The 22,968-nt window shown below is 70.6% G+C and carries 21 protein-coding genes; 7 read left to right on the top strand and 14 right to left on the bottom strand.

The window, feature by feature from the left end; all coding sequences use genetic code 11:
• The first annotated feature begins 7 nt into the window (after positions 1–7).
• The gene (locus ACFVSU_RS15850) at positions 8–1,633 is read left to right on the top strand and encodes a hypothetical protein (RefSeq protein ID WP_387144851.1); all 1,626 of its coding nucleotides are present in this window, start codon (positions 8–10) and stop codon (positions 1,631–1,633) included.
• Positions 1,634–1,847: 214 nt separating this feature from the next.
• Here the strand turns inward: ACFVSU_RS15850 and ACFVSU_RS15845 are convergent, their stop codons facing one another.
• The 3 genes from ACFVSU_RS15845 to ACFVSU_RS15835 all read right to left on the bottom strand — a co-directional run bounded on the left by ACFVSU_RS15845 (position 1,848) and on the right by ACFVSU_RS15835 (position 5,182).
• On the bottom strand, positions 1,848–2,918 hold the full coding sequence (locus ACFVSU_RS15845) for a threonine aldolase family protein (RefSeq protein ID WP_387144848.1): 1,071 nt from the start codon (positions 2,916–2,918) through the stop codon (positions 1,848–1,850).
• 41 nt (positions 2,919–2,959) lie between these two features.
• Complete coding sequence (locus ACFVSU_RS15840) at positions 2,960–3,673, bottom strand: SDR family NAD(P)-dependent oxidoreductase (RefSeq protein ID WP_387144845.1); 714 nt, start codon at positions 3,671–3,673, stop codon at positions 2,960–2,962.
• A gap of 75 nt (positions 3,674–3,748) precedes the next feature.
• Entirely contained in the window at positions 3,749–5,182 is a 1,434-nt protein-coding gene (locus ACFVSU_RS15835; protein WP_387144842.1) for a DUF6421 family protein, read from the bottom strand.
• Positions 5,183–5,299: 117 nt separating this feature from the next.
• Here ACFVSU_RS15835 and ACFVSU_RS15830 point away from each other — a divergent pair, with 117 nt between their 5' ends.
• Both ACFVSU_RS15830 and ACFVSU_RS15825 read left to right on the top strand, forming a co-directional pair.
• Positions 5,300–5,746 carry an Lrp/AsnC family transcriptional regulator gene (locus ACFVSU_RS15830; RefSeq protein ID WP_310289995.1) on the top strand — a complete coding sequence of 149 codons (447 nt, stop codon included), beginning with the start codon at positions 5,300–5,302 and terminating at the stop codon, positions 5,744–5,746.
• 101 nt (positions 5,747–5,847) lie between these two features.
• The gene (locus ACFVSU_RS15825) at positions 5,848–6,816 is read left to right on the top strand and encodes a diacylglycerol/lipid kinase family protein (RefSeq protein ID WP_387144839.1); all 969 of its coding nucleotides are present in this window, start codon (positions 5,848–5,850) and stop codon (positions 6,814–6,816) included.
• A gap of 121 nt (positions 6,817–6,937) precedes the next feature.
• Here ACFVSU_RS15825 and ACFVSU_RS15820 read toward each other — a convergent pair whose 3' ends face one another.
• The 3 genes from ACFVSU_RS15820 to ACFVSU_RS15810 all read right to left on the bottom strand — a co-directional run bounded on the left by ACFVSU_RS15820 (position 6,938) and on the right by ACFVSU_RS15810 (position 10,713).
• Positions 6,938–8,455, bottom strand: a complete 1,518-nt coding sequence (locus ACFVSU_RS15820) for a CoA-acylating methylmalonate-semialdehyde dehydrogenase (RefSeq protein WP_387144836.1) — start codon at positions 8,453–8,455, stop codon at positions 6,938–6,940.
• Between the two features lie 46 nt (positions 8,456–8,501).
• Positions 8,502–9,836 (bottom strand): aspartate aminotransferase family protein, encoded by a 1,335-nt coding sequence (locus ACFVSU_RS15815; protein WP_387144833.1) that lies wholly within the window; start codon positions 9,834–9,836, stop codon positions 8,502–8,504.
• A 151-nt stretch (positions 9,837–9,987) separates the two neighbouring features.
• A complete protein-coding gene (locus ACFVSU_RS15810; RefSeq protein ID WP_387144830.1) occupies positions 9,988–10,713 on the bottom strand; it encodes a hypothetical protein in 726 nt (241 codons plus the stop codon).
• 178 nt (positions 10,714–10,891) lie between these two features.
• Here ACFVSU_RS15810 and ACFVSU_RS15805 point away from each other — a divergent pair, with 178 nt between their 5' ends.
• Together ACFVSU_RS15805 and ACFVSU_RS15800 are read left to right on the top strand one after the other, a co-directional pair.
• Positions 10,892–12,082 (top strand): sensor histidine kinase, encoded by a 1,191-nt coding sequence (locus ACFVSU_RS15805; RefSeq protein WP_387144827.1) that lies wholly within the window; start codon positions 10,892–10,894, stop codon positions 12,080–12,082.
• Positions 12,079–12,735, top strand: a complete 657-nt coding sequence (locus ACFVSU_RS15800) for a response regulator (protein WP_387144824.1) — start codon at positions 12,079–12,081, stop codon at positions 12,733–12,735. Before ACFVSU_RS15805 ends, ACFVSU_RS15800 begins: the two co-directional genes overlap by 4 nt.
• 26 nt (positions 12,736–12,761) lie before the next feature.
• Here the strand turns inward: ACFVSU_RS15800 and ACFVSU_RS15795 are convergent, their stop codons facing one another.
• The 7 genes from ACFVSU_RS15795 to ACFVSU_RS15765 form a co-directional block, all read right to left on the bottom strand.
• Entirely contained in the window at positions 12,762–13,940 is a 1,179-nt protein-coding gene (locus tag ACFVSU_RS15795; RefSeq protein ID WP_387144821.1) for an ABC transporter substrate-binding protein, read from the bottom strand.
• Positions 13,941–13,991: 51 nt separating this feature from the next.
• Entirely contained in the window at positions 13,992–14,765 is a 774-nt protein-coding gene (locus ACFVSU_RS15790; protein WP_387144818.1) for an ABC transporter permease, read from the bottom strand.
• A 122-nt stretch (positions 14,766–14,887) separates the two neighbouring features.
• Positions 14,888–15,715 carry an ABC transporter ATP-binding protein gene (locus tag ACFVSU_RS15785; protein WP_387144815.1) on the bottom strand — a complete coding sequence of 276 codons (828 nt, stop codon included), beginning with the start codon at positions 15,713–15,715 and terminating at the stop codon, positions 14,888–14,890.
• Entirely contained in the window at positions 15,712–16,641 is a 930-nt protein-coding gene (locus ACFVSU_RS15780; RefSeq protein ID WP_387144812.1) for an ABC transporter permease, read from the bottom strand. Before ACFVSU_RS15780 ends, ACFVSU_RS15785 begins: the two co-directional genes overlap by 4 nt.
• 10 nt (positions 16,642–16,651) lie before the next feature.
• The gene (locus tag ACFVSU_RS15775) at positions 16,652–17,671 is read right to left on the bottom strand and encodes a TIGR03842 family LLM class F420-dependent oxidoreductase (RefSeq protein ID WP_387144809.1); all 1,020 of its coding nucleotides are present in this window, start codon (positions 17,669–17,671) and stop codon (positions 16,652–16,654) included.
• Positions 17,672–17,681: 10 nt separating this feature from the next.
• Positions 17,682–19,124, bottom strand: coding sequence for a dihydropyrimidinase (gene hydA, locus ACFVSU_RS15770; RefSeq protein WP_387144806.1), 1,443 nt, complete (start codon positions 19,122–19,124; stop codon positions 17,682–17,684).
• A 30-nt stretch (positions 19,125–19,154) separates the two neighbouring features.
• Complete coding sequence (locus ACFVSU_RS15765) at positions 19,155–20,003, bottom strand: nitrilase-related carbon-nitrogen hydrolase (RefSeq protein WP_310288259.1); 849 nt, start codon at positions 20,001–20,003, stop codon at positions 19,155–19,157.
• A 310-nt stretch (positions 20,004–20,313) separates the two neighbouring features.
• On the opposite strand from ACFVSU_RS15765, the gene ACFVSU_RS15760 reads away from it, so the two are divergent.
• Together ACFVSU_RS15760 and ACFVSU_RS15755 are read left to right on the top strand one after the other, a co-directional pair.
• The gene (locus tag ACFVSU_RS15760; protein WP_387144803.1) at positions 20,314–21,501 is read left to right on the top strand and encodes a sensor histidine kinase; all 1,188 of its coding nucleotides are present in this window, start codon (positions 20,314–20,316) and stop codon (positions 21,499–21,501) included.
• Positions 21,498–22,136 (top strand): response regulator, encoded by a 639-nt coding sequence (locus tag ACFVSU_RS15755; protein WP_387144800.1) that lies wholly within the window; start codon positions 21,498–21,500, stop codon positions 22,134–22,136. The genes ACFVSU_RS15760 and ACFVSU_RS15755 overlap by 4 nt, the downstream gene beginning before the upstream one ends.
• 3 nt (positions 22,137–22,139) lie before the next feature.
• Here ACFVSU_RS15755 and ACFVSU_RS15750 read toward each other — a convergent pair whose 3' ends face one another.
• The gene (locus ACFVSU_RS15750) at positions 22,140–22,829 is read right to left on the bottom strand and encodes a hemerythrin domain-containing protein (RefSeq protein ID WP_387144797.1); all 690 of its coding nucleotides are present in this window, start codon (positions 22,827–22,829) and stop codon (positions 22,140–22,142) included.
• Positions 22,830–22,968: the final 139 nt, after the last annotated feature.

The raw sequence follows: 22,968 nt of genomic DNA, 5'->3' as shown, positions 1-22,968 counted from the left end.
GATACCGATGTCCGACCACGCCCAGAGCGCCGGAAACACGGGTCAGGACGACCCGACCCCGTTCGACAACCTCATCGGCGACACGGCGACCACCGCGTTCGGATCGGGCTTCACGACGACGTTCCGCGGATACGACAAGGAAGAGGTCGACGCGGCCATCGCCGGGCTCGACGCGCGCATGCGCGCCGCCAGCGACGAGGTCGCACAGCTGAAGCAGCACCAGCGCCGCGCGGGTGCCGCCGTCGCCCAGAGCCGCGCGAAGGCCGAGCGCCTCGAGGCCGAGCTGCAGACGGCCAACGAGCGCCGTCAGGCCGAGATCGATGCGGCGATCGCCGAACGCCAGGCCGAGATCGACGCCACCCTCGTCGCTCGGCAGGAAGAGGTCGAGCGTCTCGAAGCGGCTCTCGCCGAAGCCGAGCAGACGCGCCAGGCCGACCTCGAGCGCGTCGCGGCCGAGGCATCGGCCGCCCGCGAGGAAGAGGGCGACGCGGTCCAGCGGCTGCAGGGCGAGCTCGAACTCGCGAACGCCAAGATCGCCGATGCCGAGCAGCGCGTGCAGACCCTGAGCGACGAGCTCGTCGGCGCGACCACCGAGTCGCCCAACCGTCAGCAGTTCGAAGAGGTGCTGCGCGTCGCCGAGGACCAGGCGAGCCTGCTCATCCGCAATGCCACGATCCAGGGCGACCGCCTGCTCGAGGCCGCGCGCGAAGAGATCGCGAACCGCCGCGCATCCGCGCAGGCCGAGGCCGACGGCATCGTCTCGCAGGCGCAGCACGACGCCCAGCAGATCCAGCTGAAGATCGACACCGAGCTCACCGCGCACGAGGCGCGCCTCGAGCGCGAGGCCGCGCATGCGGCCGAGAAGGTGTCGCAGGCCGAGCGCGAGGCCGCTGCCATCCGTTCCGAGGCCGAGAAGGGCGCGGCCGTGCTGCGCTCGACCGTGGCCCGCGAGACCGCCCGCGACCGCTCGGAGGCCGAAGAGACGGTGCGCGAGCTGCGTCTGCGTGCCCTCGAGTTCGAGGCATCCCTCACCCGCCGCCAGGATGACGCGCACCAGGAGTTCCTCGTGCTGCACAACCAGGCGGTCGCGCACGCCGAGCGCATCACGCAGGACGCCAACGAGCAGGTCACCGCATCGCTCGAGCACGCCCAGCGTGTGTCGGTGAAGGCCGAGGACTTCGAGCGCCTCATGCGCGCCCAGTCGCAGCAGATCGAGGCCGACGCGCAGCTGCGCGCCCGCGAGCACCTCGACCGCGCACACGTGAAGGCCGAGCGCATCATCGACCTCGTGACGACCCACTCGCAGTCCGTGCTCCGCGACGCCGAGGACCGCACCCGCCAGCTGCGCTGGCAGCAGCACCAGCTGATGAGCTTCATGGCCGAGGTCAAGGAGCTGATTCGCCCCGAGACCCCCCTCACGTCGGCCGAAGACGCCGCCAGCGACGAGATCGAGACGGACGACACGGATGCTGCCGCCGCCGTGGACGCCGAGACCGCGGTCGCCGTGACCGAGGTCGACCAGGCTGAGGCCGCCGAGGTTGCGGACGGCGAGGGCGCAGGACCCGAGGGTGAGCACGGGGACGGCGAGCAGACCGAGGGCGAGCAGACCGAGGGCGAGCACGCCGAAGGCTGACCCCTTCCCCCCGCTCGTCGAGCGGAGCGCGCTCCGGCGCGCGAAGACGAAACGCCCCGGACATTCCGCAAAGTCCGGGGCGTTTCGTCTCGCTCGTGCCTCGCTCGCTCAACGAGCGAGGAACGAGGTGGCCGAGTTCGGAGATCCCGCGGAAGTCGGACGATCCCGCGGGGATCGGTCCGACTCTCGCCAGAAATCCGAGTTTCGCGGGGAGTCAGGCCGGCGAAGTCTCGCGGGCGATGGCGGCGAGGAAGGCGTCGATGTCGTTCTCGGAGGTGTCGAAGCTGCACATCCAGCGGACCTCGTTCTTCGCAGCATCCCAGTCATAGAACTTGAACGAGGTGCGCAGGCGCTCGGCGACGCCGTCGGGCAGGGTGGCGAAGACGCCGTTCGCCTGCGTCGGCTGCGTGAACTCGATGCCCGAGATCGAGCCGTCGGCGAGCCCCGCCTCGATGCCGTGGCGCAGGCGCTGGGCCATGGCGTTGGAGTGCGAGGCGTTGCGGTGCCACAGGTCGCCCTCGAGGAGCGCGAGCAGCTGCGCCGACACGAAGCGCATCTTCGACGCGAGCTGCATGTCGAGCTTGCGGAGGAACTTGAGTCCTTCCGACGCCGACGGGTTGAGCACGACCACGGCCTCGCCGAGCATCGCACCGTTCTTGGTCCCTCCGAAGCTCAGCACATCCACGCCCGCGTCGCGCGTGAACGCGCGGAACGGCACATCGAGGGATGCCGCCGCGTTCGAGATGCGCGAGCCGTCCATGTGGACATGCATGCCGAGGCTGTGCGCGTGGTCCGCGATCGCCGTGATCTCGTCCACCGTGTACAGCGTGCCGAGCTCGGTCGACTGGGTGATCGACACCACGAGCGGCTGCGCGCGGTGCTCGTCGCCCCAGCCCCACGCCTCACGGTCGATGAGCTCGGGGGTGAGCTTGCCGTCGCCCGTCGGGACGGTCAGCAGCTTGATGCCGGCCACGCGCTCGGGCGCGCCGCCCTCGTCGACGTTGATGTGCGCCGTCCCGGCCGAGACCACCGCGCCCCAGCGGGGGAGCATCGACTGCAGCCCGACGACGTTCGCACCGGTGCCGTTGAACACCGGGTACGCCTCGACGCCTTCGCCGAAGTGGCGCGCCATCACCGACTGCAGACGCTCGGTGTAGACGTCGTCGCCGTACGCGACCTGGTGGCCGTCGTTGGCGGCGGCGATCGCCGCGAGCACCTCGGGGTGGATGCCGGAGTAGTTGTCGCTGGCGAAGCCGCGCAGGTTCGGGTCGTGGATCGTGGTCACGGGTGTCCAATCTCGTATCGCGTGCGGCCGCACCGCGGCCGTCACAGCGAGGGGTCGGTGAGCTCGACGATGGTGTCGTTGATGTCGGCGGCCTCGGCGATCCAGAGGTCGGCGAACCGGTGCGCGAGGGCCTCTTCGAGTCCGTCGAGGCTCTTCACGCGGAAGATCACGGATGCTGCGGCCTGCGGCTTCCCGGAATCCCGGGCGTCCTTCGCGAAGCCCTGTGCGACGGCACGGGCCCACGCCTCGGTCGCGGCCTTCACCGCGGCGTAGTTCGCGCCGCCGGCGAGCGGACGCGCCACCGCCGTGGACGACACCACCGCGAGCCGGCCCGCCTCGGAGGCCCGCAGATCGGCGTCGAACGCACGGCTCACGTGGCGCAGCGCCGTGAGGGAGCCCTCCAGGAAGCGGAAGTCGGCGTCGCTCTGCCCGGCCAGGCCGCCTCCGCCGCGCCACCCGCCCACGAGGTGCAGCACCCCGTCGACCGGGCCGTCCTCCGCGTGGATGCGATCTGCCAGCGCCGCTACCTGAGCCTCGTCACCCAGGTCGCACACCTCGGTGCGTACCCTCCCCGCGGTGCCCCCGGCCAGGGATGCGGCATCCGTCTCCAGTGATTCGACAAGATCCCGCAGCTTGCCCTCATTGCGGCCGACGGCCACCACGCGCGCACCGGCGTCGCGGAGGACGCGGGCGGCGGTGAGGCCCGACGCGCTGGTCGCTCCGGCGATGATCACGAGTCTGTTCGAGACGCTCATGTGTCCACCCTTCCACGTCGCGAAGGGGCGTTCTCGGCGAGAGGCGAGGCCTCGCCGAGAACGCCCGTGTCGGCGTCAGGAATCGCGCCCCGTGATCCCGGCGGTGGACTCGATGACCGGCTTCATCTTCTTGTCGAGCGCCTCGAAGAACATCGACAGCGGGAACTCGTCGTCCAGGACCGCGTCGGTGTAGCCCCTCGGGGCGCCGGCGAGGATCTCGACGGGGAGCCCCCGCGCCCACCGCGAAGCGGGGTTGGGCGTCAGCGTGGAGCGCACGAGATCGTACGCCGCGAGCCAGTGCGCGGTCTTCGGCCGGTCGATCGATCGCCAGTACAGCTCGTCGATCGCCTCGCCGAGCGCGATCACCGCGGCGGGCACGTCGTCCCAGTCGAAGGCGAGCGCGGTGTCGGTCCAGTGCAGCACGTCGCGCTGGTGCAGCCACGCGAACAGCAGCTGGCCGCCGAGTCCGTCGTAGTTGCGCACGCGCGAGCCCGTGATCGAGAACCGGAAGATGCGGTCGAAGATCACCGCGTACTGCACGAGCTTCGCGTGGTCGAGCATCTCGGCCTCGGCGGCGTCCAGGCTCTCGCCCGCCTCGACCCGCGCCGTCAGGCGTCGCTCGATCGCGACGCACTCGCGGAACGCCGTGAGGTCGCACCGCAGCTCTTCGAGCGAGTACAGGAAGTATGGCATCCGCTGCTTGATCATGAACGGATCGAACGGCAGGTCGCCGCGCATGTGCGTGCGGTCGTGGATGATGTCCCACATCACGAACGTCTTCTCGGTCAGCTCCTGGTCGTCGAGCATGCGCGCGGCGTCGGCGGGGAGGTGGAGCTTCGTGATGCCTGCCGCGGCACGGACGACGCGGCGGTAGCGCGCGGCCTCGCGGTCCTGGAAGATCGCGCCCCACGTGAACGTCGGGATCTCGCGCATCGCGACGGTCTCGGGGAACAGCACCGCGGAGTTCGTGTCGTACCCGGGGGTGAAGTCGACGAACCGCAGCGACACGAACAGCTTGTTGCCGTAGTCGCCGGCCTCGAGCTGCGCGATGAACTCCGGCCAGATCACCTCGACGAGCACGGCCTCGACGTGGCGGTCGCTCGAGCCGTTCTGCGTGTACATCGGGAACACGACGAGATGACGGATGCCGTCGGCCCGGTGCTGCTGCGGCTGGAAGGCTTCGAGCGACTCGAGGAAGTCCGGGACGCCGAACCCCTGGTCCATCCAGCGATCGAAGTCGCGCACCGACGCGGTGAGGTACTCGGCGTCGTGCGGGAAGGCGGGCGCGAGCGCGCGGATGCCGCTCGTGATCTCGGTGACCAGGGCGCGTGCTTCGGCGTGGGCGGCAGCATCCGGAATCGATCCGTCCTGCACCTGGAGGCTCTGGATCGCGGTCGCCGCGGCCTTGAGGCGCAGCCAGGCGTCACTCGACTCGGCCACGCGGGCGTCCTCGACGACCTCGGGTTCGCCGACGATCGCCTTCGACGTGTGAAGGGTGCTGCTGGACATGGTGAACCTCCGATCTTCGAGTGCGGTTTCACTCCTGATTCTAGAGAAGTTCCCTTGGTTCCGAGATTCGGCAGGAAAGTTTCCTGTTCGCGCGACTAGTGTCGAATCATGCCCACCCTGGATGACGCGATCGATGCCGCCATCGTGCGCGAGGTGTCGAAGGACGCCCGCGCCACGCTCGCCGACCTGTCCGCAGCCGTCGGGCTGTCGGTGTCCGCCGTGCAGGCGCGACTCCGCCGCCTCGAGAGCCGCGGCGTCATCACGGGCTACCGCACCCTCGTCGACGCCGAGGCCGTCGGAAAGCCGCTCGCCGCGTTCGTCGAGATCACGCCGCTCGACCCCGCGCAGCCTGACAACGCGCCCGAGCTGCTCGAACACCTCACCGAGATCGAGGCGTGCCACTCGATCGCGGGCGACGCGAGCTACATCCTGCTCGTGCGGGTCGCGTCGCCGCGCCATCTGGAGTCGCTGATCCGCGACATCCGTGCCGCCGCCTCGGTCAACACGCGCACGACCGTGGTGCTGCAGACGTTCTACGAGAACCGGCCGATCCTCCCGGCCTGAGCGCGCCGAACTCGCAGCGCGGGGGTCTCGCTGTTCCGCGCAGATCGCGGGCGCCGGCGCAAGCCCTCGTTCAGCCCTGTCTGCGTCGGTACCCTCGCGGCATGGACCCCAGGACATGCTCCGACGGCCGTGGTCTGCTCATCGTGCGGAACGTGCGATCCGGGTCCGCCGTGATCCGCTCGGATCCGGCGGGCACGTTCGCCGAGCGACTGCCGGCCGCACGGGTGCACGAGCTCGCCGAGGGGGAGGACCTCGCCGAGGTCGTCGATGCGGCGATGCAGACGGATGCCGCACCCGACGTGCTGGGGATCTACGGCGGCGACGGCTCGGTGTCGCGCATGGCGCACCTCGCACGACAGCACGATCGACCGTTGCTGGCCATGCCCGGCGGCACGTTCAACCACTTCGTGCGGGCACTCGGCGTGGAGAGCGTCGACGATGCCATCGATGCTCTCGCGGCCAGCTCGACCGTGGAGGTCGGTGTGGTGGAGGCGACGGCCGACGCCGACGAGACGGTGACCGTCCTCAACGTGGTGTCCGTGGGTGCGTACCCGGAACTCATCGAAGAGCGCGAGCGCCGCAGCAGCCTGGGCAAGTGGCTCGGCGGCGCGGTGGCCACAGCGGTCGCGCTGCGGCGCGCCGAGCCGCTGACGATCGTCCGCGGCGGCAGGCGGGCCCGAGTCTGGTCGGTCTTCGTCAGCGTCGGCCGCAACGATCCCGACCGTGTCGCGACGATGCAGCGGCAGGAGACGGATGCCGCCGTGCTGGATGTGCGCATCCACCACGCGCGCGGATCCAAGGTCCGCGCCTTCGCGTCGCTCGCGTTCGGCAAGCGGTCGGCGGCCGTGCTGCGCGCGATCGGGCTGTTCCCCCGCGACGCCGACATCGAGCGGCTCGTGGTGCGGGAGCTCGAACTCCAGGTGCGCCCCGAGCCGGGGCATCCGTCCGTCTTCGTCCACGACGGCGAGCTCGAGGAGCGGGCTCCCGGCGGCTTCACGCTGCGGTGCGTCGCCGTGCCGCGGGCGGTGACGGTGTTCGCGCCCGCTCAGCGACCGGACGTCGGTCGCTGAGCGCCCCTACCAACCCCCTTGGTTCGTTCGTCACGGATGTACGTGGAATGCCCATACGGGCGTACATCCGTGACGAACGAGCGAAGGAGAGAGCGGCGGATGCGGGCGTGACGCCGGCGGGTCAGTCGTGCTGGGGGAAGCCCAGGTTGATGCCGCCGTGCGACGGGTCGAGCCAGCGCGAGGTGATCGCCTTCTCGGCCGTGAAGAACTCGAAGCCGTGCGGGCCGTAGGCCTTGGCGTCGCCGAAGAGCGACGCCTTCCAGCCGCCGAAGGAGTGGTACGCCACCGGGACGGGGATCGGCACGTTGATGCCGATCATGCCCACGGTCGCCTCCCGCTGGAAGCGCCGGGCCGCGCCGCCGTCGTTCGTGAAGATGGCCGTGCCGTTGCCGTAGCGGCTCGAGTTGATGATGTCGAGGCCCTCCTCGTAGCCCTCGACGCGCACGACCGACAGCACCGGGCCGAAGATCTCGTCGGTGTAGACCGTCGAGGTCGTCGGCACGTTGTCGATCAGGGTCGGTCCGAGCCAGAAGCCGTTCTCGTCGCCGTCGATCTCGACGTCGCGCCCGTCGACCACGACCGAGGCGCCGTCGGCTCCGGCGACGTCGAGGTACGACGTCACCTTGTCGCGGTGCTGACCCGTGATGAGCGGACCCATGTCGCAGCCGCGGGTGCCGTCGCCCACCTTGAGTCCCGCCATGCGCTCGGCGACCTTCGCGACGAACGCGTCGGCGACGGTGTCGACGGCGAGCACGACCGAGATCGCCATGCAGCGCTCGCCGGCCGAGCCGAAGCCCGCGTTCACGGCGGCGTCGGCGGCGAGGTCGAGGTCGGCGTCCGGCAGCACCAGCATGTGGTTCTTCGCGCCGCCGAGCGCCTGCACCCGCTTGCCGTGCGAGGTCGCGGTCTCGTAGACGTACTTGGCGATGGGCGTCGAGCCGACGAAAGAGATCGCCCGCACGTCGGGGTGCTCGAGGAGCGCGTCGACCGCCTCCTTGTCGCCGTGCACGACGTTGAAGACGCCGTCCGGGAGCCCCGCCTCGGTGAGGAGGCCGGCGAGCCAATTCGCGGCCGTCGGGTCCTTCTCGGAGGGCTTCAAGACCACGGCGTTGCCGGCGGCCAGCGCGATCGAGAAGAACCACAGCGGCACCATGGCCGGGAAGTTGAACGGGCTGATGATGCCCACCACACCCAGCGGCTGGCGCATCGTGTACACGTCGATGCCGGTCGAGACGTTCTCGGAGTACGCACCCTTGGTCAGGTGCCCGAGGCCGCACGCGAACTCGACGACCTCCATGCCGCGGGCGATCTCGCCGCGCGCGTCGGAGAGCACCTTGCCGTGCTCGGCGGTGAGGATCTCGGCGAGCTCCTCCTTGCGGGCGTTGAGCAGCTCACGGAACGCGAACAGCACGCCCTGGCGCTTGGCGATCGACGCGTCGCGCCACTGCAGCCACGCCGCGGACGCGGCATCCACCGCTTCGCCGACATCTTCGCGCGACGCGAACCGCACCTCCTTCTGGACCGTTCCCAGCGCGGGGTTGAACACCTGGCCGGTGCGCTCGGATGCCCCGGCCCAGGGGGCCCCGTTCACCCAGTGGTCGAGAACCGCCGTCTCGGTGCGCGGCAGGGTGTCAGTCATCGTGTTCCTCCTTCGGAAGCCCTCCTCGTGAGAGGGCGTGCACGTGTCACGCGAGGTCGCCTTCGACCTTCGTCAGAGCTTCATCGTAAATCGACATCGCCTCGTGCACCTCCCCGTCGGTCACCACGCACGGCGGCACGACGTGGATGCGGTTCTCCGCGGCGAAGGGCAGAAGGCCTCGCGAGGTGAGCTCCTTCTTGAGACGCCCGATCACATCGGCGCCGACCGGCTCACGGGTTTCCCGGTCCGAGACGAGGTCGAGCGCCCAGAATACGCCCTCGCCCCGCACCTCGCCGATGAGCGGGTGCTTCTCGGCCAGCGCGGCCAGTCCGGGGCCGATCGCCTCCTCGCCCACGCGGCGGGCGTTGTCGACGATCCCCTCCGACTCCATCGCGTCGATCGCGGCGATGATGGATGCCGCGGCCAGCGGATGACCGGAGTACGTGAGCCCGCCGGGGAAGACGCGATCGTCGAACGTCGCCGAGATCTCGGGCGAGATGATGACGCCGCCCACCGGGACGTAGCCGGAGTTCACGCCCTTGGCGAAGGTGATGAGGTCGGGCACGACGTCGTAGCCCTGGAACGCGAACCAGCGGCCGGTGCGGCCGAACCCCGCCATGACCTCGTCGAGGATGAGGACGATCCCGTACTTGTCGGCCAGGGCCCGCACTCCGGCGAGGTAGCCGGGCGGCGGGAGCATGATCCCGGCGGTGCCCGGGATCGACTCGAGCAGCAGCGCCGCGATCGTCGCCGGGCCCTCGGACTGGATGACCCGCTCCAGGTGCTGCAGCGCCCGCTCGGACTCCTCCTCGGGGGTCGTCGCCCAGAACTCGGTGCGATACAGGAAGGGACCGAAGAAGTGCACGTGCCCGCGGGCGAACTGGTTCGGCATCCGTCGCCAGTCGCCGGTGGCGACGATCGCGGCGCCGGTGTTGCCGTGGTACGAGCGGTACGTCGAGAGCACCGTGTCGCGGCCCCCTTCCCCTCGAGCAGCACAGTGGAGGCGTGCCATGCGGATGGCGTTCTCGATGGCGTCGGCACCGCCGTTGGTGAAGAAGACCTTGGCGAACCCGTCGGGCGCCTTGTCGAGGATGCGCTCTGCGGCCTGCCCGCGGTGCACATTCGCGGTGGCGGGGCCGATGGTCGCGAGTCGCTCGGCCTGCTCGCGGATGGCGGCGACGACGGCAGGATGCTGATGCCCGATGTTGACGTTGACCAGCTGGCTGGAGAAATCGAGCAGGCGGTTGCCGGCGTGGTCCCACACGACGGTGCCCGAGCCGCCGGCGATCACGGGGAGGTCCAGGCCCGCCTGCGCGGACCACGAGTGGAACACGAACTCGCGGTCGAGCTGCTTCGCGAGGGCGTCGAGGTCTTCGGTCATGCGGCCACGTTGCTGGATCGCGACGGCCGGCGCAAGACCCCGTTCGCCCGCCCGACGCCCCCGCGAGGGCGCCGGGACAAAGGGTTTCCGCCGAAACCGGGGATGGTGCCCCCGGTTTCGGCGGAGATGCCCTGGTTCGACGCGAGCGCGCTCAGACACCCACGGCGCGCTCCGCGCGGACCCGCTGCAGGATCGCGACGCCGAACCACACGGCCGGCACGAACCCGACCGCTGTGACGGCGGCGAACAGCATGGGCGTGAAGGGCACCACGAACATCACGACGGTCGGCACGATCGCGAATGCGAGCAGCCACCACGGCACGACGCCGGCGCGGGCGAGGCCTGCCGTGGCGAGCGGGGTCGCGATGAGATTGAGCATCGGGAGCATCGAAAGGATGCCGAAGACCGCACCGCCCTGCACGCCCTCCGAGATCGCGACCGCGGTCGCCGGGTCGAGCTCGAGACCGATCGTCATCGTCCAGAGGTCGAACAGCACCCAGCCGGAGACCAGCGCGTGGCTGAGCGTCGCGAGCAGAGCCCCGATCAGCGTGAGCCAGCCTCCGCGGGCGCCGCGGACGAGTCCGGGCACCGCGAGGAAGCCCAGCGCGAGGAACAGGTTGCCGACGTGCAGCAGGGTGGCCGACAGCTGTGTGAGGGCGGGATCGGCGGCCAGGGAGGCGATGTAGTCCGCGGTCGACTCCGAGGCCTGCGGCGGCGAGGTCGCGATGCCCACGGTGTACAGGGCGGCGCCCGCGATGAGCGCGAGCCCGCCGAGGGCGGCGAGCCGGCGGCCGGGCACCGAGGCCGGTGCTGCGGGCTGTGCGGCGATCGGGGTCTGCGCCGGTGCGGCGGCGGGCGGGGTGTCGTGGGCGGTCATGTCGGTCCTTCCGGTTCAGGAGCTCGCTGTGAGCCGTCACCGAAGCTATGGGCGGCGGATGCTGCGGCGGATCGCCCGCCCGTATCGAGACCTCGCGCCGCGCGGGGGAATCCCGGAAGCCTCCGTTCCGTCTTACGACGGACGCGGGGCGCGCCGCGCGGGCCCTAGTGTGTCGGGCATGACGCCGCGCGATCCCGCCCCGACCGCTGCCTCCTGGATGTCGCGCTACGGCTCAGCCCTGCTCTACATCGCCGGCGGCGCCCTCGTGATCGCCCTCTCGGTCATGGAGTTCGTACTCGACGACCGCGTCGTGGTGCCGCCGCAGGTTCTGATCCCGCCGATCGTGGTCGGCGTCGTCGTCATGCTGGCGCCGCGCCTGCCCCTCACGGCGGCGATCATCGCGGCGCTGTCGCCGCCGTTCAACCTCCTTCTCGGTGCTCCCGGACCGGGCGGTGTGCAGCTGCTCGCGATCATCCTGCTCATCGGGCGCGCGGCCGCGGTGCTGCCCACCCGGCGTGCGGTCTGGGCGCTCGTCATCGGGGCCGCCGCCGCGCTCGCCGCCGGTGTGATGGGGTCGGCCGCCCTGTGGGAGGGACTCTTCACGGTGTCGGTGTACGTCGCCGGTTTCGGCGTCGGACTGCTTGTGCGCCGGGAACGCCGTCAGGCACAGCGCCTGCGCGAGCTCGCCGTCGAGCTCACCGAGCAGCGTGAGGCCGCTGCTGCGGCGGCGGTGATGGCCGAGCGCGCGCGCATCGCACGGGACGTGCACGACTCGGTCGCCCACCAGGTGAGCGTGATGGTGCTGCAGATCGGGGGCCTCCGGCGACTGCTGCCCGAGCGGCCGGATGCGCAGGAGGTGCTGCGAGGCCTCGAGGGCGTCGGCCGTGAGGCGGTGGACGAGATGCGCCGCGTCGTCGGGCTGATGCGCGAGCCCGCCCCCGACGAGCACCCGTCGCTCAGCCGGCTCGAGAAGGTGCTCGCGCCGCTGCGGGACTCCGGGATGCCGATCGCGCTCGACGTCGTCGGGGACCCCGTGGCGCTTCCGCCGCTGCAGGACACCGCCCTCGTGCGGGTGATCCAGGAGTCCCTGTCGAACGTCGTGCGCCACGCGGGCGCGGCCGCCACGGCGATCGAGGTCGTGTACCTCGCGGGCAGCGTGCGCGTGACCGTGACCGACGACGGGGTCTTCCGGTCGGCGGATGCGGTGGGTTCCGCCAGCGGTCATGGCGTCCGCATCATGCGGGAGCGGATGACGGTGGCCGGCGGCTCGCTCAGCGCCGGGCCGCTGGGGGCCGGTTGGCGCGTCGTCGCCGAGGTCCCGGTGCGCGAGAGCCCTGCGCCGCTCGCCGAGAGCGCGGTGGCGCCGTGATCCGCGTGCTGCTGGTCGACGACCAGGCGATGGTGCGCGCGGGTCTGCGCATGGTGCTGAGCGCCGAGACCGATGTCGAGGTCGTCGGCGAGGCATCCGATGGGGCCGAGGCCCTGCGGCTCGTCGCCCGCCACGCCCCCGACGTCGTGCTGCTCGACGTGCGCATGCCCGGGATGGACGGCCTCGAGGCGGCACGCCGGATGTCGCAGGATGCCGAAGGCCCCGGCATCCTCATGCTCACGACGTTCGACGAGCACGAGATCGTCGACGAGGCGCTCTCGACCGGGGTGGCCGGCTTCCTCCTCAAGGCCTCGTCGCCGGAGCAGCTGGTGGACGCGGTGCGTGCTGTCGCCGCGGGGTCGGGCGTGCTCGACCCCGCCATCACGCGGCACGTGATCGACCGGTTCGCGACGGCCCCGCGCGTGGATCCAGGTGCCGCGGCCACGCTCGCGGCCCTCAGCCCGCGGGAGGTCGACGTGCTGAAGCTCGTCGCCGCCGGTCGCAGCAACGCCGAGATCGCGTCGATCCTGTTCCTCGGCGAGGCGACGGTGAAGACGCACGTGAGCCGGATGCTGCTCAAGCTGGGCCTTCGCGATCGCGTACAGGCCGTCGCGTTCGCGTATGAGAGCGGGCTGCTGACCCCGGGCGGCTGATCGCTCGGCCGCCCGGGGTCACGCGGCTATTGGCCGCCCTCGGTGAGGGTGACGTCGATCGGCGTGTACTCGCCGGCGACCTCGACGCCCTCGTCCTTCAGCGCGGCCAGCGCCTTCTCGATGTACTCGTTCGAGTACGCCGAGGCGGCGGGTTCGGTCGTGATGAGCTCGAGGTCGTCCTGGTTCTTCGCCGACAGCGCGCCCGCGACCGTCTTGTCCCACGCGGCCTTGTCGACCAGGCCGAAGTCGGCGCCGGTCCAGATGAGCTTGTTGACCTCGTTCATCTGCCACTGCTGGTGCACCGGGCCGACCGGGAAGGCCGCCTCGGCGTTGGAGGCGATGTCGTAGACGATCGACGCGGCCTCCTCGGGATTGTCGCGCGCGAAGATCCAGCCCTTGGTGACGGCCTTGAGGAACCGCACCGCGGCGTCGGCGTAGGCGGGGTCGTCTTCGAGGCGCTGCGTGTCGGCCCAGATGGCGTCCTGCAGCATGGCGCCGTCGGTCTCCTCGTACGAGATGACGTCGAAGTCCTCCGGCTGGTAGAGCTCACCGGTCGCCGGGTTCACGACCTCGAGGATCTGCGCCCACTCGTTGTACGTCATCGCCTGGGCGGCGTCCACGTCCTTGTCGAGGAGGGCGTTCATCGAGAAGTCCTGCGTCGTGATCGACACCGTGGTCGAGTCGAGGTCTTCGGCGGCCATCGCCGCGAAGATCTCCCACTCGTTGCCGAAGCCCCACGATCCGATCCGCTTGCCCTCGAAGTCCGCGACCGATTCGATGCCGTCGCCCTTCCACGACACCTGGAGCGTCCCCGACTTCTGGAACACCTGCGCGATGTCGGTGAGCTCGACGCCGGTGGCCTCGAGGGTGCCGAGCACCTTGGGAACCCACGCGATGGCGAAGTCGACGTCGCCGGCGACGAGGGCGTCCTGCGGCACGATGTCGCCGCCCGACGGGACGATCTCGACGTCGTCGAAGCCCTCCTCCTCGAAGTAGCCCTTCTCCTGGGCGACGTAGTACCCCGCGAACTGCGCCTGCGGCAGCCACTGCAGCTGCAGCTTGATCGAGGTGAGCGGCTCGAAGTCCTCGCCCCCGCCCCCTCCGTCGTCGCCGGAGTCACCGGAACCGGCACACGCCGCGAGCGCGAGTGCGGCGACGGTGAACACGGATGCTGCGGCCAGGCCGCGTCTGATGCTGTGTCTCATTGCGTTCCTTTCGTGTGGTGCGTTGTCTTTCCCTCGGTGGTCGGGAATCCGTCAGGCCGACGTCCGCCTCGTCGCCAGCCGCTCCAGGAGCGAGGTCACGAGGAAGAACACGAGGCCGATGATGATGCCGCCGAGCACGTACGCCCAGGCGAGCGCGGCGCGGCCCGATTTCGCATAGGTCGCGATCGCCGTGCCGATGCCGTCGGCGGGGCCGCCGAAGTACTCGGCCACGAGCGCGGCGATCACGGCAAGCGAGCTCGCGATGCGCAGGCCCGTCATGAGGTAGGGCAGCGCCGTCGGAAGCGTCAGGAAGCGGAAGGTCTGCCAGCCGGAGGCCGCGGACGCGCGGAGTAGGTCACGGTGCACAGGGCGGGTCTGCCGGAGTCCTCGCAGCACGTTGACGAACACGGGGATGAACGCGGCGATCGTCGCGACAGCCTGGCGCCCGAACTGGCTCGATGCGCCGAACATCGTGTTCAGGATCGGCGTCACCGCGACGATCGGGATGACGGCCAGCGCCGACACGAGCGGCGCGAGCATGCCGTCGACGGGCTTGGCGGCCGCGGCGAGACCGGCGAAGAGCAGCGCGAGGAGCGAGCCGACGACGAGGCCGATCAGCGCATTCGTGGCCGTGATCTTCATGTCGTCGAGGATGATCGGGAAGCGCCTCACGAACTCCTCGGCGATCGCGATCGGGCTCGGCAGCATGCGCGGTGCGGTGCCGAGCACGTCGACCCAGAAGATCCAGACGGCGAGGATCAGGATGCCCACCACGATGGGCGCCACCCACTTGAGCCAGCCCGGAAGCTCGCGCTCGGCGGGCATCGGCCGCGGCGCCCTGCCGGACGGCTTCGGCGGAGCCGGGAGCATCGTGGTCGCAGCTGGGCCCACGCGCCCGGAGGCTCCGCGCAGCGCGCCAGCGCTGCGTGGAGGGGGCGTGGGGACCGTCATGATTCGCTCGCCCTCGTGACGGGGGTGCCGTGGAGCGCCTCGCGGACCGCGGTGACGCGGTCGAAGAACTCCGGCGACTCCCGCAGGGCCTCGTCCCGCACGTCGCCCAGGCCCGTCTCGATGACGTCGGTGATGCGGCCGGGACGCGGGCTCATCACGACGACGCGGTCGGAGAGGAAGACCGCCTCGGGGATCGAGTGCGTCACGAACACCACTGCGGCGGAGGTCTCGGCGGCGATGCGGGTGAGCTCGGACTGCAGACGCTCGCGGGTCATCTCGTCCAGCGCGCCGAACGGCTCGTCCATGAGGAGGAGCTTCGGCCGCGCCGCGAGCGCCCGTGCGATCGCGACGCGCTGCTGCATGCCGCCGGATAGTTGATCGGGGTACCGGCCTGAGAAGTCCGAGAGGCCGACGAGTTCGGCGAGCTCGGCGACGCGTGCGGCGCGATCGGACTTGCCCGTGCCGTGGAGCTCGAGCGGCAGGCCGATGTTCGCGCCCACCGTGCGCCAGGGCAGGAGCCCGGCCTGCTGGAAGGCGATGCCGTAGTCCTGGTCGATCCGGGCGCGCTTGGCGGGCTTGCCGAAGATCTCGAGGGTTCCGCTCGTGGCCTGATCGAGGTCGGCGATGAGGCGCAGCAGCGTGGACTTGCCGCAGCCGGACGGCCCGATGAGCGACACGAACTCTCCGGCCGAGACCTCGAGCTCGACGTCGGTCAGCGCGACGACCTCCCCGGTCTTCGTCGGGAAGACCTTCCCGACGCCGGCGGCGTGGACGGCGAACGGTCCCTGTGCTTCGACAGGCTCAGCAACCGGTCTCGTGGTCATGCGGTCGCTTCTCCTCTGCGGTAGTTGGCGAGTCCGAGACCGATGAGGGCGACGGAGCCGGCGGCGATGAGGCCCAGGGCGATCGAGCCGAAGGTGGGACCCCACGGCGCCGCGGGGTCCGACGAGGCCTGACCCGCGAGCTGGATGAGCATGCGGCCGATGCCGCCGCGCATGCCGATCGACACCTCGGCGACGACGGCGCCGAGCACCGCGTTCGCGGCCGCAAGCCGCAGTGCGGGGAGGAGGTGGGGGACCGCGGCGGGAAGGCGGAGCCGGAACAGGGTCGCCCAGTAGCCGGCGGCGTAGCTATTCATGAGGTCGAGGTGGATGCGGTCGGGCGACGCGAGTCCGCGCAGCACGCCGACGGCGACCGGGAAGAACGCGAGGTACGACGCGATGACGGCCACCGACAGCCACTGCGGCCAGGTGCCGCCGCCGCGGTCGATCTGGTTGCCGATCGCGTTGACCACGGGCGCGAACGCGATCAGCGGCACGATCTGGCTCACGACGATCCAGGGGAGAAGCCCCCACTCCAGCAGTCGCCAGCGCTGCATCACGAGACCCAGCACCGCGCCCACGGCGACGCCGATCAGCCAGCCGACGGCCGCGATCCCGAGCGTCACGAGCGCCGCGCCCGCCACCGAGACCCACAGCGGCGGGGTGTCGCCGCCGCTGGTCGGGGCGAACAGCCGTGCGGCCATGTCCCACACGTGCGGCATCGCGCGGTCGTGGGTACGGGGGAGCAGCATGACACCCGAGCCGGACTCTCCCGGCACGGCGCCGACGACGAATCCTTCGCTCGGCCCGGCGAACTTGTACAGCTCCCAGAGCACCAGCACCGCGAGTACCCCGAGCGCGCCCCATCCTGCCGCGATCCACCCCCGCAGCTCGCCCTGTCGCCGGGCCGACCAGCCGATGGGCCTCATGCGGCCGCCGTCACTTCTTCGCCGTCACGTGGGCCGACAGCGCCGGGATCACCGTCTCGCCGTAGACACGGAGGGTCTCCTCCTTGTTGTCGTGCTGCAGGTAGCCGGCGAACTGCGTCACGCCGAGCTCGCGCAGCTGCTCGAGCTTCGCGATGTGCTCGTCGGCCGTGCCGAGGATGCAGAACCGGTCGACGATGTCGTCCGGCACGAAGTCGACGTGATCGTTGTCGGCCTTGCCGTGGGTGTTGTAGTCGTAGCCCTGGCGCCGCTCGATGTAGTCGGTGAGCGCTTCGGGCACCCCCTCGCCGTGATGGCCGTACTTCGCCACGATGTCGGCGACGTGGTTGCCGACCATGCCGCCGAACCAGCGGCACTGCTCGCGCATGTGCTCCCAGTCGTCGCCGATGTACATCGGCGCCGCCACGCAGAATGCCAGCGACTCGGGGTCGCGGCCGGCAGCGGCCGCGGCATCCTTCACCGTCTTGATCATCCAGGCGGCGATGTCGGCGTCCGCGAGCTGAAGGATGAAGCCGTCGCCCACCTCGCCGGTGAGCTTCAGCGCCATCGGCCCGTACGCGGCGACCCAGACGTCGAGCTCGGATCCCCGGCTCCACGGGAACTGCAGCGTGGCGCCCTTGTACTCCACGGCCCGCGAGTTGGCGAGCTCGCGGATCACGTGGATCGACTCGCGCAGCTCGGCCATCGTCGTGGGCCGGCCGTTCGTCACCCGCACCGCCGAGTCGCCGCGGCCGATGCCGCAGATCGTGCGGTTGCCGTACATCTCGTTGAGCGTGGCGAAGACGGATGCCGTGACCGTCCAGTCCCTCGTCGCGGGGTTGGTCACGAACGGCCCCACCGTGACGCGCTTGGTCTCGGCGAGGATCGCGGAGTGGATGACGTACGGCTCCTGCCACAGCAGGTGCGAGTCGAACGTCCACACGTGGCTGAAGCCGTGCGCCTCGGCGAGCTTCGCGAGCTGCACCGTGCGCGCGGCGGGCGGATTGGTCTGGAGGACGACACCGAAGTCCATGGGCTGCTCCTCAGATCAGGTACTGCGACAGGCCGCGCTTGAGGAACCGGCCGTCGCCCTTGGCGCCGAGGTACTGGCCGCCGTCGACCACGACCTTGCCGCGCGAGATGACGGTGTCGACGTGCCCGTCGATCTCGTAGCCCTCCCAGGCGGAGTGGTCCATGTTCATGTGGTGGGTCCTGCCTTCACCGAACCCGATCGAGGTGTGGCCGTTCGGGTCGTAGACCACGACGTCGCCGTCGGCGCCGGGCTGGATGACACCCTTGCGCCCGTACAGGCCGAACATGCGCGCCGGGGTGGTCGAGGTGAGCTCGACCCACCGCTCGAGCGTGATCTTGCCGGTCACGACGCCCTGGTACATGAGGTCCATGCGGTGCTCGACCGAGCCGATGCCGTTCGGGATCGCGCGGAAGTCGTCGAGCCCGAGCTCCTTCTGGCCCTTCATGCAGAACGGGCAGTGGTCGGTCGACACCATCTGGATGTCGTTCGTGCGCAGCGCCTGCCACATGTGGTGCTGGTGGCCCTCCTGACGCGAGCGCAGCGGCGTCGAGCACACCCACTTGGCGCCCTCGAACTGCCCCCACTCCTCGCTGAACGCGCCCAGCTGCTCCTCGAGCGAGAGGTACAGGTACTGCGGGCACGTCTCGCCGAAGACGTTCCAGCCCTGGTCGCGCGCCCACGCGAGCTGGTCGACGGCCTGCTTCGCCGACACGTGCACGACGTACAGCGGGGCACCGGTGAGGTTCGCGAGCATGATCGCGCGGTGCGTGGCCTCCTCCTCCATCTGCCAGGCGCGGGCGATGCCGTGGTAGTACGGCGCCTTCTTGCCGGCCTCGGCCAGCTGCGCCGCCAGCACGTCGATCGCCGGCCCGTTCTCCGCGTGCATCATCGTGAGGAGTCCGGTCTCCTGCGAGACCTGCATCGCCTTCAGCACCTGGGCGTCGTCGGAGTAGAAGACGCCGGGGTAGGCCATGAAGAGCTTGAAACTGGACACCCCCTCGTCGACGAGTCCTCGCATCGCGGCGAGGGAGTCGTCGTCGACGCCGCCGACGATCTGGTGGAAGCCGTAGTCGATCGCGCAGTTGCCCGCGGCCTTCTCGTGCCAGGCGGCGAGGCCGTCCTGCACGCGCTCGCCGTAGCGCTGCACGGCGAAGTCGATGATGCTCGTCGTGCCGCCCCACGCCGCTGCGCGCGTGCCGGTCTCGAACGTGTCGGACGCGTTGGTGCCGCCGAACGGCAGCTCCATGTGGGTGTGCGCGTCGATGCCGCCCGGGATCACGTACTTTCCGGTGGCGTCGATGACGGTGTCGACGGATGCCGCGACATCCGTCCCGAGAAGCTGCGAGCCGGGCGCGAGCACCGCGGTGATCGTCTCGCCGTCGATGAGCACGTCCGCTTCGCCCCGGCCCGTCGCCGAGACGACGGTGCCGCCCTTGATCAGTGTCGTCGCCATGTCATTCTCCGGTGATTGAGCTTGTCGAAATCACGGCTTCGCGATCTTCGTGTAGGAGTCGGGGCGGCGATCGCGGTAGAACTGCCAGTCGTCGCGCATCTCGCGCACCATCTCGAGGTCGAGGTCGCGCACCAGCAGCTCCTCGTGGGTGCCCGAGCCGCGCTCGCCGACGAAGTTGCCCCGCGGATCGATGACCTGGCTCGTGCCGTAGAAGTCGACGGCGAGGTCGCCGTACTCGTTGTCCTCGCGACCCACGCGGTTCGGCTGCAGCACGAAGTACCCGTTCGCGACGGCGGCGGCCGGACCTTCGACCTCCCACAGCCGGTTCGAGAGACCGGGCTTGGTGGCGTTCGGGTTGAAGACGATGTGGGCGTCGTTCAGGCCGAGTTCGCGCCATCCCTCGGGGAAGTGGCGGTCGTAGCAGATGTACATGCCGATCCGGCCGACGGCGGTGTCGAACACGGGGTAGCCCATGTTGCCCGGCCGGAAGTAGAACTTCTCCCAGAACCGGTCGAGGTGCGGGAGGTGGTGCTTGCGGTACTTGCCGAGGATGGTGCCGTCGGCGTCGACGAGCACGGCCGTGTTGTAGTACACGCCGGTCTCCGCCTCCTCGTAGATCGGCAGCACGGTGACGATCCCGAGCTCCTTAGCGATCGCGGCGAAGCGCTGCACGATCGGCCCCTCCGACGACTCCGCGAAGCGGTAGTACTTCTTGTCCTGCGTGATCCCGAAATAGGGACCGTAGAACAGCTCCTGGAAGCACACCACCTGCGCACCCTGGGCCGCGGCGTCCCGCGCGAACCCTTCGTGCTTGTCGAGCATCGACTCCTTGTCGCCCGTCCAGGTGGTCTGCGAAATCGCCGCGCGTACCGTCGTCATCGTCTCTCCGTTCATGAACCGGCTGGCGCCGTGTTCGTCCGTCCCTCGGGCGGGTCGGGCGGGGTCCGATCGATGGAGCAGCCCCGCTTCCCGATCCTGGCGATCCGACGTTTCCCGTCGGTTTCGGCCTGTGACGCGACAGTAAAGCCTTGCCCGGTGCGGCGCAATGGTCGGCTGGGCAGACCTTATGGATCCAGGGGAACGGGATGCTGCGGCATCCGGTCCGTACATCCCTCGAATGATCCCCGCCCCTGACGGATACAGCGCGGGACGGATGCCTCGGCGCGAGGCGCTCGCGTAGCGTGAGACGGTGTTCCGCCGCCTGAAGACGTCCCAGCTCGTCGTCGACGTCATCGTGGCAGTCGGCTTCTTCCTCATCGCGTGGCCGGTGGAGACGGTGCTGTCGACCGGCACGCTGGGCCTCGAGTACCGGCTCGGGTCCCTCGGCCAGATCATCACCGGCCTGCTCATCGCCGCCCTGTTCAGCGGCGCCCTGGCGCTCCGCCGGCTGTCACCTCCGCTCGCCCTCGGCATCGCGTGGGTCGGGGCTCTCGTGCAGATGGGGCTCGGACGCCCGCCCAGCTTCTCGGACGTCGCCATCTTCGGCATCCTCTACACGACCGCCGCCTACGGGACCCGGCTCGTCTACTGGGCCGGCTTCGCCTCGGCGCTCGTCGGAGCGCTCGTGATCACCGTCTACCTCTTCGCCGGCCCGGTGTTCGCCGGCGGCGGGCTGTCGTGGCAGACGCTGCCGCTGGCGCTCGTCGTGCTCGTCGCGGGCGCGTTCGCGCTCGGGCTGTCGTGGACGGTCGGCGCCCTCGTGCGCACCGCCGTGCGGGCGCGCGAGAATCGCGAGGCCCAGCAGCGCGCCGAGGCCGAGACCGCGGCCGAGCAGGAGCGCGTGCGCATTGCTCGCGACATGCACGACGTCGTCGCCCACTCGCTCGCGGTGGTGATCGCCCAGGCCGACGGCGCACGCTACGCGGCAGCATCCGATCCCGCGATCGCGACCGACGCCCTCGCGACGATCTCGACCACCGCCCGCTCGGCCCTCGCCGACGTGCGGCTGCTGCTCGGGCAGCTGCGGCACCGCCAGGGCGACGGGCCGCAGCCCACCATCGCCGATCTCGAGGAGCTGTACGCCCAGGTGCGCACGGCCGGGGTGCAGCTGCGGGTCGACGTCGACCCTGCGCCTCCGGGCGAGCCCCCGGCGGCCGTGCAACTCGCGGTGTACCGCATCCTGCAGGAGGCGCTCACCAACACGCTCCGGCACGGCGCGCCCGGCGGCTCGGTCGACGTGCGGCTGTCGTGGCTCCCGGACCGCGTCGAGCTCGACGTCCGCAATCCCGTCTCCCCGGGCTCGCAGCCCGGACGGTCGGGCCACGGCATCATCGGCATGCGGGAGCGCGCCCAGCTCGCCGGCGGCCGGCTCGACGCCGCCGACGAAGGCGGCGCCTTCATCGTGCGTGCCACCATTCCCCTGGGAGGACCCGCATGATCCGCGTCGCGCTCGTCGACGACCAGTCGCTGTTCCGCGCCGGCATCCGCATGCTCGTGGACTCGCAACCCGACCTCGAGGTGGTGGCCGAGGCATCCGACGGTCGCGAGGCGATCGACGCCGTGCGCCAGTCGCGGCCCGACGTCGTCCTCATGGACATCCGCATGCCCGTCATGGACGGCCTCGCCGCCACGGCCGAGCTGCTCACCGACCCGGAGCCTCCGCGCATCGTGATGCTGACGACGTTCGACCTCGACGAGGCCGCCGCCCGCGCGATCCGCCAGGGCGCGAGCGGGTTCCTCCTCAAGGACGCCGACCCCGAGTTCCTCCTCGCGGCGATCCGCACCGTGCATGCGGGGTCGGCCGTGATCGCAGCATCCGCCACGCGAGAGCTGTTCGAGAGATTCACGGATGCTGCGCCCCGGCCTGTCCCGGCCGCCTACGCGGAGCTCACCGAGCGCGAGCGCGAGATCTTCGCGCTCGCCGCACGCGGGCTCTCGAACGCCGAGATCGCCGCGCGCGAATACCTGTCGGAGGCGACGGTGAAGACGCACATCAGCCGCATCCTCACGAAGCTCGGCCTGCGCGACCGCGTGCAACTCGTGGTCTTCGCCTTCGAGCACGGCCTCGCATAGCGCTCAGCGGCCCTCGAGGGCGGCGCGATGCTTGGCGTAGGCGCGTCGCCCGATCAGTCGCCACGCCAGCCGGCCTGGCGCGGGCATGTGCTTGTGGAGCCACTCGTCGCCGCCGTCCGGCTGCGCCGCGAGGATCTCGCCGAGCTGCTGCCAGGTCTGGCCCTTCGGGATCGCGTTGCGGCCGTGCTCCGCGAACCACTCGATCTCGGGCTCGGTGATGGTGTACTCCATCACCGGCACGATGTTGGTCTCCTCGTCGGGGAGGTGCACGGCCATCGCCTTGTTCACGCCGGCGAGTGCGGACAGCACCGGCTCGGCATCCGTCGCCGCGGCCGACGCCCGCCACGCGGGCAGCGCCAGGTCGAGCGCCGTCAGGTGCACGAGCAGCTCGGCGTGCTGCGCCTTCATGCGCTCGACGTGCGCGGCGCACGACGGTGCGCGCTCGTCGAGCGCGGGCCACAACCGCTCGTCCTCGCCCTCGTGGTGGGCGTGCAGACCCAGTGACAGCGTCTCGAGCTGCGTCGCGACCGCGGCGGCGTGTGCCGTGTCGCCCTCGCGCACGCCGCGCACGAGGTCCGGGCCCTCGCCGAACCCGCGCGTGAACATGCGGTGGATCTCGGCCATCCCGCTCGCATCGCACGTCTTCGGACCGCCGGGCAGATCGCCGCTGGGCGGCAGGGGCGTGGCGGGCATCGTTGCTCCTCGCGTCGGTGTTCGGGCTCCCCGCGAGGCTAGTCCTGAGCACCGGCGCGCGGAAGGTCATCCTCGAGATGTAGACGGATGCCTCTCCCGGGCGACGCGGGCGACACCGGGTCGTTCCTACCGTCGAAGC

It is taken from the genome of Microbacterium sp. NPDC058062 (assembly GCF_042885375.1).
GTDB classification, from domain to species: Bacteria; Actinomycetota; Actinomycetes; order Actinomycetales; family Microbacteriaceae; genus Microbacterium; species Microbacterium trichothecenolyticum_C.
This window is presented reverse-complemented; position numbering and strand designations above follow the sequence as displayed.

Excerpts from the sequence above, each read along its gene's own strand:
- ACFVSU_RS15835 (WP_387144842.1), bottom strand. The coding sequence starts at position 5,182 with ATGTCCAGCAGCACCCTTCACACGTCGAAGGCGATCGTCGGCGAACCC.
- ACFVSU_RS15850 (WP_387144851.1), top strand. The coding sequence starts at position 8 with ATGTCCGACCACGCCCAGAGCGCCGGAAACACGGGTCAGGACGACCCG.
- ACFVSU_RS15775 (WP_387144809.1), bottom strand. The coding sequence starts at position 17,671 with ATGGACTTCGGTGTCGTCCTCCAGACCAATCCGCCCGCCGCGCGCACG.
- ACFVSU_RS15825 (WP_387144839.1), top strand. The coding sequence starts at position 5,848 with ATGGACCCCAGGACATGCTCCGACGGCCGTGGTCTGCTCATCGTGCGG.
- ACFVSU_RS15785 (WP_387144815.1), bottom strand. The coding sequence starts at position 15,715 with ATGACCACGAGACCGGTTGCTGAGCCTGTCGAAGCACAGGGACCGTTC.
- ACFVSU_RS15780 (WP_387144812.1), bottom strand. The coding sequence starts at position 16,641 with ATGAGGCCCATCGGCTGGTCGGCCCGGCGACAGGGCGAGCTGCGGGGG.
- ACFVSU_RS15765 (WP_310288259.1), bottom strand. The coding sequence starts at position 20,003 with ATGACGACGGTACGCGCGGCGATTTCGCAGACCACCTGGACGGGCGAC.
- ACFVSU_RS15755 (WP_387144800.1), top strand. The coding sequence starts at position 21,498 with ATGATCCGCGTCGCGCTCGTCGACGACCAGTCGCTGTTCCGCGCCGGC.
- ACFVSU_RS15815 (WP_387144833.1), bottom strand. The coding sequence starts at position 9,836 with ATGACCGAAGACCTCGACGCCCTCGCGAAGCAGCTCGACCGCGAGTTC.
- ACFVSU_RS15820 (WP_387144836.1), bottom strand. The coding sequence starts at position 8,455 with ATGACTGACACCCTGCCGCGCACCGAGACGGCGGTTCTCGACCACTGG.
- hydA (WP_387144806.1), bottom strand. The coding sequence starts at position 19,124 with ATGGCGACGACACTGATCAAGGGCGGCACCGTCGTCTCGGCGACGGGC.
- ACFVSU_RS15790 (WP_387144818.1), bottom strand. The coding sequence starts at position 14,765 with ATGCCCGCCGAGCGCGAGCTTCCGGGCTGGCTCAAGTGGGTGGCGCCC.
- ACFVSU_RS15750 (WP_387144797.1), bottom strand. The coding sequence starts at position 22,829 with ATGCCCGCCACGCCCCTGCCGCCCAGCGGCGATCTGCCCGGCGGTCCG.
- ACFVSU_RS15805 (WP_387144827.1), top strand. The coding sequence starts at position 10,892 with ATGACGCCGCGCGATCCCGCCCCGACCGCTGCCTCCTGGATGTCGCGC.
- ACFVSU_RS15810 (WP_387144830.1), bottom strand. The coding sequence starts at position 10,713 with ATGACCGCCCACGACACCCCGCCCGCCGCCGCACCGGCGCAGACCCCG.
- ACFVSU_RS15795 (WP_387144821.1), bottom strand. The coding sequence starts at position 13,940 with ATGAGACACAGCATCAGACGCGGCCTGGCCGCAGCATCCGTGTTCACC.
- ACFVSU_RS15840 (WP_387144845.1), bottom strand. The coding sequence starts at position 3,673 with ATGAGCGTCTCGAACAGACTCGTGATCATCGCCGGAGCGACCAGCGCG.